This window comes from Microbacterium sp. NPDC089186 (assembly GCF_040685115.1).
GTDB classification, from domain to species: domain Bacteria; phylum Actinomycetota; class Actinomycetes; order Actinomycetales; family Microbacteriaceae; genus Microbacterium; species Microbacterium galbum.
In genome coordinates this window covers 121,049-133,732 of record NZ_JBFBHJ010000001.1, presented here as the reverse complement: position 1 = coordinate 133,732, position 12,684 = coordinate 121,049, and the positions used below count along the sequence as shown (strand labels likewise).

16 protein-coding genes are annotated in these 12,684 nt (G+C 70.4%); 3 read left to right on the top strand and 13 right to left on the bottom strand.

Features of this window, described 5'->3' with window-relative positions; all coding sequences use genetic code 11:
* Nucleotides 1-20: 20 nt before the first annotated feature.
* The 8 genes from AB0N82_RS00660 to AB0N82_RS00625 all read right to left on the bottom strand — a co-directional run bounded on the left by AB0N82_RS00660 (nucleotide 21) and on the right by AB0N82_RS00625 (nucleotide 7,376).
* Nucleotides 21-182: a hypothetical protein gene (locus tag AB0N82_RS00660; RefSeq protein ID WP_315993560.1), complete on the bottom strand. Its 162-nt coding sequence runs from the start codon at nucleotides 180-182 to the stop codon at nucleotides 21-23.
* A 92-nt stretch (nucleotides 183-274) separates the two neighbouring features.
* Nucleotides 275-2,281 carry an AarF/UbiB family protein gene (locus tag AB0N82_RS00655; RefSeq protein ID WP_363386939.1) on the bottom strand — a complete coding sequence of 669 codons (2,007 nt, stop codon included), beginning with the start codon at nucleotides 2,279-2,281 and terminating at the stop codon, nucleotides 275-277.
* Between the two features lie 21 nt (nucleotides 2,282-2,302).
* Entirely contained in the window at nucleotides 2,303-2,479 is a 177-nt protein-coding gene (locus tag AB0N82_RS00650) for a hypothetical protein (protein WP_363386936.1), read from the bottom strand.
* A gap of 68 nt (nucleotides 2,480-2,547) precedes the next feature.
* Nucleotides 2,548-2,955, bottom strand: a complete 408-nt coding sequence (locus tag AB0N82_RS00645) for an MFS transporter permease (protein ID WP_363386933.1) — start codon at nucleotides 2,953-2,955, stop codon at nucleotides 2,548-2,550.
* A gap of 35 nt (nucleotides 2,956-2,990) precedes the next feature.
* Nucleotides 2,991-3,215 carry a hypothetical protein gene (locus AB0N82_RS00640; protein WP_315993556.1) on the bottom strand — a complete coding sequence of 75 codons (225 nt, stop codon included), beginning with the start codon at nucleotides 3,213-3,215 and terminating at the stop codon, nucleotides 2,991-2,993.
* A 120-nt stretch (nucleotides 3,216-3,335) separates the two neighbouring features.
* On the bottom strand, nucleotides 3,336-4,352 hold the full coding sequence (locus tag AB0N82_RS00635) for a YihY/virulence factor BrkB family protein (protein ID WP_363386930.1): 1,017 nt from the start codon (nucleotides 4,350-4,352) through the stop codon (nucleotides 3,336-3,338).
* Between the two features lie 143 nt (nucleotides 4,353-4,495).
* A complete protein-coding gene (locus tag AB0N82_RS00630; protein WP_363386927.1) occupies nucleotides 4,496-5,821 on the bottom strand; it encodes a UDP-glucose/GDP-mannose dehydrogenase family protein in 1,326 nt (441 codons plus the stop codon).
* 76 nt (nucleotides 5,822-5,897) lie between these two features.
* Nucleotides 5,898-7,376, bottom strand: a complete 1,479-nt coding sequence (locus AB0N82_RS00625; RefSeq protein ID WP_315994588.1) for a sugar transferase — start codon at nucleotides 7,374-7,376, stop codon at nucleotides 5,898-5,900.
* A gap of 376 nt (nucleotides 7,377-7,752) precedes the next feature.
* Here AB0N82_RS00625 and AB0N82_RS00620 point away from each other — a divergent pair, with 376 nt between their 5' ends.
* Nucleotides 7,753-8,862: a PIG-L family deacetylase gene (locus tag AB0N82_RS00620; RefSeq protein ID WP_363386924.1), complete on the top strand. Its 1,110-nt coding sequence runs from the start codon at nucleotides 7,753-7,755 to the stop codon at nucleotides 8,860-8,862.
* On the opposite strand, the gene AB0N82_RS00615 is transcribed toward AB0N82_RS00620, so the two are convergent.
* The 3 genes from AB0N82_RS00615 to AB0N82_RS00605 all read right to left on the bottom strand — a co-directional run bounded on the left by AB0N82_RS00615 (nucleotide 8,863) and on the right by AB0N82_RS00605 (nucleotide 9,970).
* Nucleotides 8,863-9,084 carry a three-helix bundle dimerization domain-containing protein gene (locus AB0N82_RS00615; protein WP_363386920.1) on the bottom strand — a complete coding sequence of 74 codons (222 nt, stop codon included), beginning with the start codon at nucleotides 9,082-9,084 and terminating at the stop codon, nucleotides 8,863-8,865.
* Nucleotides 9,085-9,093: 9 nt separating this feature from the next.
* The gene (locus tag AB0N82_RS00610) at nucleotides 9,094-9,618 is read right to left on the bottom strand and encodes a YbhB/YbcL family Raf kinase inhibitor-like protein (protein ID WP_363386917.1); all 525 of its coding nucleotides are present in this window, start codon (nucleotides 9,616-9,618) and stop codon (nucleotides 9,094-9,096) included.
* Nucleotides 9,619-9,688: 70 nt separating this feature from the next.
* Nucleotides 9,689-9,970, bottom strand: a complete 282-nt coding sequence (locus AB0N82_RS00605; protein ID WP_315993551.1) for a hypothetical protein — start codon at nucleotides 9,968-9,970, stop codon at nucleotides 9,689-9,691.
* A 252-nt stretch (nucleotides 9,971-10,222) separates the two neighbouring features.
* Here AB0N82_RS00605 and AB0N82_RS00600 point away from each other — a divergent pair, with 252 nt between their 5' ends.
* Entirely contained in the window at nucleotides 10,223-11,308 is a 1,086-nt protein-coding gene (locus tag AB0N82_RS00600) for a PIG-L family deacetylase (protein ID WP_363386912.1), read from the top strand.
* Between the two features lie 132 nt (nucleotides 11,309-11,440).
* On the opposite strand, the gene AB0N82_RS00595 is transcribed toward AB0N82_RS00600, so the two are convergent.
* Both AB0N82_RS00595 and AB0N82_RS00590 read right to left on the bottom strand, forming a co-directional pair.
* Nucleotides 11,441-11,860, bottom strand: coding sequence for an organic hydroperoxide resistance protein (locus AB0N82_RS00595; RefSeq protein ID WP_315993549.1), 420 nt, complete (start codon nucleotides 11,858-11,860; stop codon nucleotides 11,441-11,443).
* A 37-nt stretch (nucleotides 11,861-11,897) separates the two neighbouring features.
* On the bottom strand, nucleotides 11,898-12,377 hold the full coding sequence (locus tag AB0N82_RS00590; RefSeq protein WP_363386908.1) for a MarR family winged helix-turn-helix transcriptional regulator: 480 nt from the start codon (nucleotides 12,375-12,377) through the stop codon (nucleotides 11,898-11,900).
* 110 nt (nucleotides 12,378-12,487) lie between these two features.
* On the opposite strand from AB0N82_RS00590, the gene AB0N82_RS00585 reads away from it, so the two are divergent.
* Complete coding sequence (locus AB0N82_RS00585; protein ID WP_315993547.1) at nucleotides 12,488-12,625, top strand: hypothetical protein; 138 nt, start codon at nucleotides 12,488-12,490, stop codon at nucleotides 12,623-12,625.
* The last annotated feature ends 59 nt before the right edge of the window (nucleotides 12,626-12,684 follow it).

The following is a 12,684-nucleotide window of genomic DNA, read 5'->3' as shown; positions in this document are numbered from 1 at the left end:
TCAGGGGGCCGGTTCCCCGCTCACGACGGCACCGTTTCCGACAGACGCGGCGTTGCGGACAGTGAGCCCTTCGCCCTCTCCGAATCCGCACGGGCGATGACCCGTCCGAGTCCGATCCCCGTGGCGAGAGCAGTGATCGCCCAGGTGGCTGCGGCGATGACGACGACGGCGAGAGCGATCATGGGACTTCTCCTTCGGAGCCCGTCCACCGGTCGGTGGTGCGCTCACCGTACTGCCGCGGCGCGGGCGGCATCGCGCACGACGCGCCGACGCCTCACCGCGGTCGGGTGAACGTCCTCCGCACGATGCGAAGGAGGCCCAGGAACCCGAACAGACCGATCACCGCGCCGAGGACGGCGAACAGGGTCACCGACCCGCCGAGCACCGGACCGCCTCCCGCGATGACGAGGACGACCGCGATCACGACGGCGGCGATCGACACGAGCGTCGACGCGACCTCGGCCGTCACTCGTCCGAGGATCCCGCTGACGTCGTTCCCGTCGTCGCTGCGGAGGGTGACGCCGATCGACCCCTTCTCGACACCCGACAGCAGGGCGTCGAGACGCTGCGGCATCCGTTCCAGGCGCGCCAGCGAGATGACGGCTTGCGCTTGCAGATCGGTGGCCATGCGCTTGAGCGAGAGGGTCCGACGCAGCAGCGTCGGCATGAGGGGGAGAGCACGACCGACCATGTCGAAGTCGTCGACCAGGACGCGCAGACACCCCTCGAGGGTGGCGAAGCTGCGGAAGGCCGAGGCGAGCTCGCCGGGGAGGGCGATGCGGTGCTGACGGATCACGTCGACCATGCGGGTGAAGATCGACCCCTGGCCGTCGGTGCGGAGGTGCTCGGTCGTGAGGACGACGCCGACGTCGTGACGGAACGCGTCCATGTCCAGGCCGTCCGGGGGATCGACGATCAGCAGGAGCGCGTCGGTGGCGGCGACGTCGTTCTCGCTCAATGCGGCGAGGAGGAAAGCGGTCATGTGCTGCCGGCGGCTGCGTTCGATGATCCCGACGGCGCCGAAGTCGATGAGCCCGAGAGTCCCGTCGTCTTTGAGGAGGACGTTGCCGGGGTGCAGGTCGGCGTGGAAGACGCCGTACACCAGGATCTGTTCGATGACCGTCGACATCAGCGTCTGAGCGAGACGATCACGATCCTCGGCGGAGAAGGACGCGAGGCGATCGACGCTGTCGCTCAGCGCCGCGCCGTCGACGAGGTCCATCGTGAGCACGCGTTGTCCCGAAGCCGCCTCGAAGACCCGGGGAGCCGTCACGACGCCGCGGCGGGAGGGCTCCGCGCGGTCGATGAGGTCGAGGGTGGAGAGGATCATCCGGGTGTTCCGGGCCTCGATCCGGTAGTCGAGTTCTTCCACCAGTGTGCTCGTGAACCCCCGCGCGACGGACTCGATCCGCAGATCGCGGCCGACGCGGGTGCGCATCTCGGCCCGGTGCGCGAGACGGCCGATGATGTCGGCATCCGCTTCGACCTGGGCGCGGGCGGCGGGGCGTTGCACCTTCACGACGACAGGGGTGCCGTCGCGCAGGACGGCGCGGTGGACCTGCGCCACTGAGGCCGCGGCGAGGGGCACCGGATCGACCTGCGCGTAGACCTCGTCGATGGCCGCGCCCAGGTCGGCCTCGATGACCCCGCGGACGGTGTCCCACGCGAGCGTGGTGGCGTTCGTCTGGAGGGACGACAGGGCGGAGAGGTACGGCTCGGGGATGAGATCGCGGCGGGTGGAGAGGACCTGGCCCAGCTTGACGAAGCTCACTCCCGCGTCGTTGATGGTCGCGACGATGGCGTTCGCGCGCTCTTCCGAGGTGCTGAGCTGCTCCTCGACGCGCGAGCGACCGCCGTGGAACAGCCATCCCACGCCGTGCCGGGAGGCGATCGTCAGGATCTCGAGGTAGCGACGGGTGCGCTTGCGCTGACGCAAGGCGGCGCGCACGAGGTCGATGGGATTGGGGAGAGGGCGCGTCGGGAAGATCGCCTCGCTCGCGACGAGCGCGGCGACACCGAGGGCGAACACCCACGCGAGTGACAGGGCGATGAGCCCGATCCACAGCCAGACATCGTTCGCCGGAACGGGGGCGGCCGTGTCGGTGAGACCGGTCTGCCGGAGCGTCCACTGGGCCGAGGGCACACCGAGGAAGAAGACGAGCAGGCCGACCACGATGCTGCGCGGCCATCCGACGGCGGTCCCGAGGATGCGCCGAGCGACGAAGCCGACCAGCACCGCCGAGACGACGGCGGAGATCGAGATCAGGATGGTGGCCCCCACGGGCTCAGCGTAGCCGCCCGGTCAGACGATCAGGGGGAGCGCGCACTCGCCGCATCGCCACCACGCGCGCTCGTCGCCCGAGGAGTGCGGCTCCATCGTGCTCGCGCAGGCCGGGCACTTCGGGGGGAAGCCGTCCAGGAGGTCGTCGTCGCCGTGGTGGTCACCGTCTCGCCGCACATCGGAAGGTGATGGGTTCATGGTTCCTCCTCGCGGCAGCATTCTTGCATGCGCATGCCGCGGTGTGGGGCGTCATCCACAGGCGTGCGTCAGCCCTGCCCGCCGAACCGTTGCACGAGCTGTTCGACGACGCTGCCCAGGTCGCCCGCGCGCTCGACGGAGCCCACGATCACGGCGATGAGCGGGAACGCCGTCACGACGGCGGCCACGACCACCGCCGTCGCGGAGAACGCCCACGCCGCGGGTGCCCGGCGGCGGGTCGCGGAGGCCGCGAGCAGCGCGATCGTCACGAGGAGCCCGACGAGCGTGACCAGCGAGACGCTCACCGCGGGAAACGGCACCAGTCCGGCGGTGCTCGCCGTCGCGCCCGCGAGGAACCCCACGAGGGGGAAGAAGCCGAGCAGCGCGATGACGGCGACGACTCCCGCGCCGGTCAGAGCGGCAGCGGTGCTGCGGCGCGAGCGGATCAGCGTCCGACTCGAGGCGGTGCGGCCCATGGTGGGGTGTTCCCTTCTCTCTCGGTGGCGTCGCGTCAGGAGCGCAGGTCGTGCAAGGTGCGGCGGGCGCGCTTGCGGGCGGCGTGGGCGGCCTTCTTCGCCGCCTTGTGCCGACGGCGGCGCGCCTTGGGGTCGTCCCACAGCCGCACGATCTGGTGCCCGACGGACTCCCGCTTCTTGACCTGCACGCGCGGGGTGCGGGTTCCCACGACATAGGCGACGAGCGCGACGGCGCCGATCAGGATGATCTTGTTGCGCATGGCATCCTCCTTCTGCATGGGGTCCGGCGGTGATCCCTTCCGGACCGTCACTACGCAGACGCGTCGCGGGGCGTATTCGTCACGCCCGAGGAGGAAAATGCGAGGTCGCTCGCGCGGCGGTCAGTCGCGATCCTTGCCACGGGTCAGCCGGATGCGGCGTCCCTCGGCGACGTCCTTCTCCTTCTTCTCGCGAGCCTTCTCGATCTTCGCCGTGCCCCGTGGGGGCAGCTGCACCCGGCGCTCCGCCGGAATTCCGGCCTGCAGTTCACGTCCGCGTTCGAGCTCGGCATCCAGCTCCGCACCGAAGAGGATGGCGATGTTGGCGATCCAGAGCCAGAGGAGGAACACGATCACGCCGGCGAGCGAGCCGTAGGTGCGGTCGTAGGAGGAGAAGTTGGTCACGTAGAGGCCGAAGCCGACCGTCGCCACCCCGAGGACCACGATCGCGACGATCGCACCCACGCTGATCCAGCGGAAGCGCGGCTGCTTCACGTTCGGTGCGCCGTAGTAGAGCACGGCGAGGATGACGACCACGACGGCCAGGAGGACCGGCCACTTGACGATGTTCCACGTCGTCACGATGGCGCCGCCGAGCCCGAGAGCGGATCCGACGGCCTCGGCGACGGGCCCCGACACGACCAGGAGCAGCACGGAGAACGCCACCAGCACCACCGTCACGACGGTCAGCAGGAGCTGGGCGGGAAGCAGGGCGAGGAAGGGGCGCCCCTCGTCGATCTCGTAGATGCGGTTCATCCCTCGGCTGAACGCGCGGACGTAGCCGGATGCCGACCAGATCGCCAGGACCAGACCGGAGACCAGCGCGAAGCCCGCCGCGGGCGAGGCGGCGAGGTCGCGGATGGGTTGGGACAGGAGGTCCGTGGTGCCGCCGGGTGCCACCTGGGCCAGGATGTCCAGAACCGTGTCGGCGGCGGCGTCGCTCTGCCCCACCACGCCGAGGAGGGAGAAGACCGCGATCAGCCCGGGGAAGAGGGCGAGGACGCCGTAATAGACGAGGCTGGCCGCGATGTCGGTGCACTGATCGGCGCCGAACTCGCGGACGCTCGTGCGCAGGACGTACTTCCAGGAACGGGGGTGCAGATCGGTGGGGGAGTCGGGCTTCGCGGTGGGCGATGACATGAGCGGGGGCCTTTCGCACGGAGGGGTCCCCCCGGTCTAGGTCGTGAGCGCCCGCTGCGTCGCGACCGTTGACGTCGCTCCCCTCCTCGTGCGACGAACGCCCCGGCCGATGGCCGGGGCGTCCGTGAGTGCGGCATCTGCGGTCAGGGGCGACCCATGCCGAAGTACGTCCAGCCCGCGGCACGCCATGCGACGGGGTCGAGGCAGTTGCGTCCGTCCACGACGACGCGCCCCCGGGCCAGCGAAGCGGCGTGCTCGGGGGACAGCTCGCGACGGTACTCGTCCCATTCGGTCACGACGATCACGGCATCGGCGTCGCGGAGGGTCTCGTCGAGGTCGGCTTCGTACGTGAGCTGGGGGTGGATGCGCCGGGCGTTCTCGATCGCAGCCGGGTCGGTGAGCGTGACCCGCGCACCGAGGCCGTGCAGGCGCACGGCGACGTCGAGCGCGGGGGAGTCGCGGATGTCGTCGCTGTGGGGCTTGAAGGCAGCGCCGAGGACGGCGACCTTCTTCTCGAAGACGCTGCCGCCGAGGGCGTCGGTGGTCAGTTCGACGGCGCGGTCGCGGCGGCGGAGGTTGATCGCGTCGATCTCGCGGAGGAAGGCGACGGACTCGCCGCGGCCCAGCTCCTCGGCGCGGGCGGAGAAGGCGCGGATGTCCTTCGGGAGGCATCCGCCGCCGAAGCCGATGCCGGCGCCGAGGAAGCGGCGGCCGATGCGGGCGTCGTGACCGATGGCGTCGGCCAGGGTGGTGACGTCGGCTCCGGTGACCTCGGCGATCTCGGCGATGGCGTTGATGAAGCTGATCTTCGTCGCGAGGAACGCGTTCGCCGAGACCTTCACCAGCTCCGCGGTCGCGTAGTCGGTGACGATGAAGGGGGTGCCCTTCGCGATCGACGGGTGGTAGACCTCGCGCAGGACCTCGGCGGTGCGCTCGCCGTCGGCGGTGGGCTTGCCGTCTTCGGACGGGACGCCGGCGACGAGGCGGTCGGGGTCGACGGTGTCCTGGACGGCCCAGCCCTCGCGCAGGAACTCCGGGTTCCAGACGAGCACGGCGCCGCGCTCGGCCACGCGCGGGGCGAGGCGGGCCGCCGTCCCCACCGGCACGGTGGACTTGCCGGCGACGATGTCGCCCTCACTGAGGAAGGGGAGCAGCCCGTCGACAGCGGCATCCACGTACGTGAGGTCGGCGGCGTGGCCGCCGGCCTGCTGGGGCGTCCCGACGCCGATGAAGTGCACCTTCGCGCCCTGCGCGGCCGACATGTCGGTGGTGAACGACAGGCGGCCCGACGCGGTGCCCTCGGTGAGGATCTCCTGCAGACCGGGCTCGAAGAACGGCGCCTCTCCCTTCGACAGCGACGCGATCTTGCGCTCGTCGACGTCGATGCCGACCACCTCGTGCCCGATCGACGCCATCGCGGCCGCGTGCACGGCTCCCAGGTACCCGCAACCCACCACAGACAAACGCACGATCAGAGCCTTTCAGATTCACATCGACGCGACACGGACACGCCGGGTCGCGGACCCGCGAGGGAGCGCAGGATTCTCACGCGGCCGTCTCGCCCGGCGCCAAGGCGGCGCGGGCGGTCTTGCCGAGGATGACGAAGTCGCCGAGGAGCGTCCAGTTCTCGACGTACGAGAGGTCGAGGCGGACCGATTCCTCCCACGAGAGCGAGGAGCGCCCGCTGACCTGCCAGAGGCCGGTGATCCCGGGCTTGGCGAGGAAGCGGCGGTGCACGTGATCGGCGTAGACGGCCACCTCGGAGGGCAGCGGCGGGCGGGGGCCGACGAGCGACATCGACCCTCCGATCACGTTGAACAACTGGGGCAGCTCGTCGAGGCTGAACTTCCGCATGATGCGCCCGATGGGGGTCACACGCGGGTCGTTCTTCATCTTGAACAGCACTTCGTTGCCCGAGTCGCGCTCCTGCGCGGCGAGTTGTTCGAGCAGGTCTTCGGCGTTGACGACCATCGAGCGGAATTTGATCATCGTGAATTCACGTCCGCGGAACCCGATGCGGGTTTGGCGGAAGAACACGGGACCGTCGCTGGAGAGACGGACGGCGATGATGAGGAAGATGAGCAGAGGGCTCAGCAGGACGACGCCGACGGACGCTGCCAGGAGATCGACGCTGCGCTTGAGGAAGCTCTGCCCGCGGGAGAACTTCGGCGTCTCCACGTGGATGAGGGGGAGTCCCGCCACGGGGCGCGTGTGCAGTCGGGGACCGGCGATGTCGATGATGCTCGGAGCCAGGACGAGGTGCTGACGGCCGGCCTCGAGGCTCCACGAGATCTGCTTGACCTTGTCAGCGGGCAGGTCGTCGGCGCTCGTGATCGCGACGGTGTCCGCGCCCGTCACCTGCAGGGCGCGGGTGACGTCTCCGACGTGCCCCATGACGGGGATCGCCGTGCCGGGGATGACGTCCGCGATCTTGCCGTTGGGGACGCATGCGCCCACGACGCGATAGCCCGCGCTCGGCGAGCGACCGAACTCGCGCGCCAACTGCGTGACGGAGGGCAGCGACCCGACGAGCAGCACGTTCGCGGAGTAGAGACCGCGTGAGCGCTGCGCCACCAGCCACTGTCGCCACATCCAACGCGTGAAGATCAGGACCAGGATGCCGAGGGGCAGGCTGATGAGCAGGTAGCCGCGAGCGACGTCGATCTGCGTCAGGAACGCGATGATCGCGACCGTCCCGAACAGGCGGAAGCTGGCGTCGGCGATGCGGACGTACTCCTGAGATCCCGTGCCGATGACCCGGTCGCTGCGGGAGTCGACGAACGACAGCGCCCACATCCAGGTGACGATGAGGATCGCCGAGAAGAGCCAGTACGACAGATCGCTGATCCGGCTGTCGCGACCGGCGGCGACCTGGGCGTTCCCGAGTCCGAACCAGAGCAGCTGCGTGCCGTAGACGACCCAGACCAGGGAGAACAGGTCGGTGAGCGCGAGGTTGAGTCGGTAGCGCCGTCGCCACGGATCGCGGCGGTACATCGGAGTCGGCGCCGCGGCCTCCCGCGGCACCCGCGCGTCGAGCGGTTCCGCGTCGGGAGAGACAGCGCTCACCTGCAGGTCGGACGTCACGATGTGCAGCTCCTCCCCCCACCGGCGAGCTTGTCGGCTTACCCCGTGAACGATAACAGGCGAAAGTCACCCGGCGAGTCACCCTGCCTTAGTTGTCATGAGTCTGAAACACCCCAGTACTCACCCCATAACTCGCCTGTCGTGTGAGGTTGGTTCGCCAGATCACGCGGTTCACGTCAGCGCAGGACGGGGCACGGGTGGCCCTGTCAGAGACGCGTCCCCTACACTCGGGCAGCGGATCGGCCGACACCGGCCGCCTGCGAGATCACCCCCGCGACGCGGGATGGATGCCACACCCGCCGTCCGGAGGAACACGATGACCCGCGTCCCCCCGCCCCTCACCGGCGCGCGACGCGAGGGGTCGGCGGGCCTCATCGCCGCGATCGCGATCGCCGCCGTGCTCTTCGTCGCCGTGGCGGCGATCTTCGCCTTCGCACTTCTGCGGCCCGCCGGGGATCCGGTTGCGATCGACACCACCGCCTCGCCGACCGCGGCGTCGCCTTCTCCGTCGGCGTCAGCGCCCGAGTCCCCGGCCCCGGCTCCCGTGCCGACCCCGACCCCGACACCGACCCCGACGCCGGATCCGCCCACGTCTCCGGCCGCACAGGTCTGCGACGGGGCGCCCACGCTCCTCACCGTCTGGGCCCATCCCGACGACGACATCATCTTCGCCAACCCCACGATCTCCGACGCCATCGCCGCGGGTCAGTGCGTCCGGACGGTCTTCCTCACGGCGGGCGACGCCGGCAAGGGCATGGAGTACGTCCAGGCCCGGGAGCTCGGCATCCTGCGCGCCTACAACGCCATGCGCGGGCAGGAGGGGCTCTGGCACGCCGACGACATCACCCTCGACACCGGCCTGCACATCCGCCGTCTCAGCCCGGACGGCGATCCCCGCATCTCGGTCGCCTACGTACGGCTGCCGGACGGCAACATCACGGACGGCGGCTTCGCGGCGACGGGCTTCGCCACCCTGAGCAAGCTGATCGACGGCTCGATCGGCTCGCTGGCCCCGGTGGACGGGGGCCCGGCGATCACCCGCGACCAACTCGTCGCATCGCTGCGCGAGCTCGGCGACGCCGTGCGGCCGAGTGCGACGCTCACGCACATTCCGCGCGGGAGCGCCTTCGCCCCCGGCGACCACCCGGATCACTCGGTGGTCGGCACCCTCGTCCGTGAAGCGCTCTCGTCGGACGCGGCGGTGGCGCCCGGCATCCGGTACTTCGTCGGCTACCCGTCCGAGAACCTGCCGCGCAACCTCGACGGCGCCGTGCTGGACCGCAAGGTGGACACCTACCGGATCTACACGCAGCAGGACAAGGTGATCCGCTGCGCCGACCGGGCCAACTGCCTCAAGACCCGCAAGTTCGGTGAGTGGTTGCAGCGCTCGTATCCGAAGACCGAGGCGGAACTGCAGCTCGGCTGATCACGCCTCGGAACCGAGGGCGTCCTCGACGGCCGCGCGGGCGTCGCGCTCCGCGATGATGTCGACGAAATCCTTCACGGGGGCGTCGGCGTATTTGTCGACGGCGGCCACCGCCTCGTCGTGCACGACCTCCGGCGAGGCGTCGGGGAAGCGCACCTTCACACGCTCCTCGACGTCCGCGATCGTCTCGTCCTTGTCGAAGCCCTCACTGCGTTTCGTCATCGCCCGGCCTCAGTGCTGGTAGGTGCCGTGCAGGATGGCCCGGCCGAGCGTCTTGAAGGCAAGGTTGAACGACACGACGGCGGGGCTCGCGTCCGCGTCGACGCCGAGCGTCTCCTCGCCGACGGCGTGGACGACGAAGAAGTACCGGTGGAGCTGATCGCCCTGCGGGGGAGCGGCGCCCATGAACCCGCTCTCGCCGCCGTCGTTGCGCACGTGGAAGGCCGCGCCGGGCAGGTCGTCCGCAGCGGCCCCCGTGGCGAGCTCGTGCACGTCGGCCGGGATGTCGACGAGCACCCAGTGCCAGAAGCCGCTCGGCGTGGGCGCATCGGGATCGAAGCAGGTGACGACGAACGACTTGGTGCCCTCCGGGGCGCCCGACCATCGCAGGTGGGGGGAGGTGTTGCCCTTCTCGGCGACCTGGTCGTCCTTCAGCGGCTGACCGTCGCCGATGTCGTCGCTGGCCACGTCGAACGACGCGGCGGCGGGAAGGAGCGGGTACGGATCGGGCGTCTGAGGGCGGGAGAGATCGACCATGAACCGCACGATAGGACCCGGTCCTGACCGGTCGGCAGGGCTTGCGCCCCGGATCGCCGAGGGTTAGCGGTCAGCGGGACAGGGCGAGGAGCGAGCGGGCCGCGTCGTGGCATCCGTCGGGGGAGGGGAGCCCGTAGTCGACCTCGACGACCTCCCGCAGATCGTCTGCCAGCTCGTCGACGCTCGGGGCGACCTCGAGGGCCTTCAGGATCGGCAGGATGAGGTCGTCGTACTCGTCGTCGGGCCATCCCCGGCCGATGAGATGGACTCCGATCGGGTCCCAGTCGTTGAGGACGGCGCGGATGCGGAGGGCGACGGGCGACAGAGACCGCGGCGGTGAGGACGTCTGCATGGGGCGAGTCTCGTGAGCGTTCTTAGGCGCGGGCTGAGCATCGGCCATGTGTGGGGTGGACCGCTCCGCCGGGCGGTGTCACCCGCGGGATGATCGATGCGGTGACCGGTCCGCTCTGCCCGCGACGTCGCGCCGCCGCGGGGTTTCGTGTGCGGTGAGCGGCGTGCATCGCGATACCGTCGAGGTACGCCCGAGGGCGAGGGGGAACCCGAAAATCCGTCGCCGGGGGGCGCAACACAGGACGGAGTCGCCGTGAGTGACATCGACGAGCCTTCGGGCGGCGACGACGCCGTCGGCCGCGACGCGCGGAACGGGTCGGGCGCGGCCCGCCGGCCGTCGATCTCGCGCCGCTCGCTCGTCTTCGGCGGCCTCGCCGTCGGGGGCCTCGCCGCGATCGGCGGGGGTGCGCTGGTCTACCGGGAGATGCGACGCTCCGACGGTCCCGACGGCACGTGGGTGAAGCTGAGCCCGATCGTGCCCCAGCCCCGGGACGCGCCCCGTGACGCGTCGCCCGCCTTCGAGGAGCCGGGCGCCGACACCACGGTGGCGGTGTGGGCGCATGCCGATGACGACATCATCTTCGCCAATCCGCACCTCGGCGACGTCATCGCCTCGGGAGCGACCCTGCGGACGATCTTCATCACCGCGGGCGACGCCGGACGCGGCCTCGCGTATGCGCAGCAACGAGAGGCCGGCATCCGCGCGGCTTACGACCGGATGCGCGGCAGTGAGGCCCCGTGGCGGACGAGCGAGATCACCCTCCTGAGCGGGGCCCGCGTCACGCGGTTCGTTCCCAGCGACGAGTCGCGTCTGTCGATCACCGTGCTGCGACTGCCGGACGGCAATCTGAGCGCCAAGGGCTTCCCCGCCACCGGCGGCGCCGGGCTGACGCAGCTCATCAACGGCATCGTGCCGGCCCTGGCGCCCATCGACGACGGCCCCACTCTGGACGCCGTTCGTCTCTCGGACACGGTCGCCGAGCTCATCCACGCGGGGCGGCCCGACCACATCACGACGAACATCCCGCACGAGAGCGCCTTCGCCCGCGGCGATCATCCCGACCACTCGTGCGTCGGCTCGCTCGTGCGGGCCGTGGCGCCGTCCGCGGGGGTGTCGGCCGACGCGGTGACGTACTACATCGGGTATCCGTCGAAGCGTCAGCCGGTGAACGTGATCGGTGCTCCGCTGGATGCGAAGGTCGGGGTCTACCAGGTGTATGCGGCCGAGGACCCGGTCGTCACGTGCGCCGATGAATCGGCCTGTCTCGCCCAGCCGGGATTCGGCCAGTGGCTGCGCCGTTCCTACCCCAAGACCGAGGCGGAGCTGCAGCTGTCCTGACAATCGAGGGTGGCGTCGGCGGATACGACGACGCCGCCCGCACAGAACGGGCGGCGTCGCACGCTGCCGGAAGCAGACCCAGGACGGGACGCGATACGTGGGGCTCAGCGCCCCGCCCCGGGAGTCGAGAGGTCAGTCCTCGGAGACCGTGACGGTCACCTCGATGTTGCCGCGCGTGGCGTTCGAGTAGGGGCACACCTGGTGCGCCTGGTCGGCGAGCTCCTGGGCGAGGTCGTGCTCGATGCCGGGAAGGACCACCTCGAGCAGCACCGCGAGCTGGTAGCCGCCCTGGCCGTTCGGCCCGATGTGAACACGGCCGCCGACCGACGAGTCCTCCAGCGCGATCTTGCGACCGCGTGCGACGGCGTGGAGGGCGCTGTGGAAGCAGGCCGCGTAACCCGCGGCGAAGAGCTGCTCGGGGTTGGTGCCCGCGCCCGATCCGCCCATCTCCTTCGGCGGCGCGACCTCGAGGTCGATGTAGGGACCGGCCGTCACGTGGCCGGTGCGGCCGTGGCCCGTCGAGACGGCTTCTGCGGTGTAGAGAACGTCCATGGGTGTTCCTTTCTGGGGACGAGGGGGAGCGGCGGCATCATGCCGGGTGGCGAGGGGCGCCCACCGCCGACAGAACGGTGTCGGGGTGGTCGCGCAGGTCTTTCATGGCCTCGGTCAACTGGTGCAGAGCATCGATGAGCTCACGTGCGGTGTCGGCGTCGGACAGACCCGCTCCTGCCGCGATGCAATGGGGGACATGGGCCAGCTCCTCGCGAAGCGCGGCACCGCGCGTGGTCAAGGACACCGACACCACGCGCTCGTCGTCGGAGCGACGGCTCCGCTCGATGTAGCCCGCCGCTTCCATCCGGGCGAGCATCGGCGAGAGGGTGCCCGAGTCGAGCTGCAACGCCTCCCCGAGGCTCTTGACGGTCTGGTCGCCGTCGGCCCACAGGGTGACGAGGGCGATGTACTGCGGGTAGGTGAGGTTCCACGGCTCGAGGAGCACGCGGTAGGCCTGCGTCGTCGTGCGGTTGGCGGCGTAGAGCGCGAAGCACACGAGGGCGTCGACGGCGGGCATGAGAGAACTGTTGCACACAATTGAGTTGTGCACAACTCAATCGGCGGAGGTCGGCTCCGGCATCCTGTCAAGCCCTGCCATCGCCCCCGCTCCCGGGCGACGATGGGCGCATGATCCGCCGCAGCGACGCGAGCTTCACGGTGCCGTCGGGCTTCCTGCCCGACGGCGACCGCGATCTGCTCGCCATCAACGGGCATCACTTCGAGCTGGGGGACTCCGTCGCCCCGCTCGGAGGCGACCTCGCCTGAGCCTCCCCACCCGCGGGCGGGCGACGCCCCGCCGGCGACCGGTCGTGCGCCCGGACCAT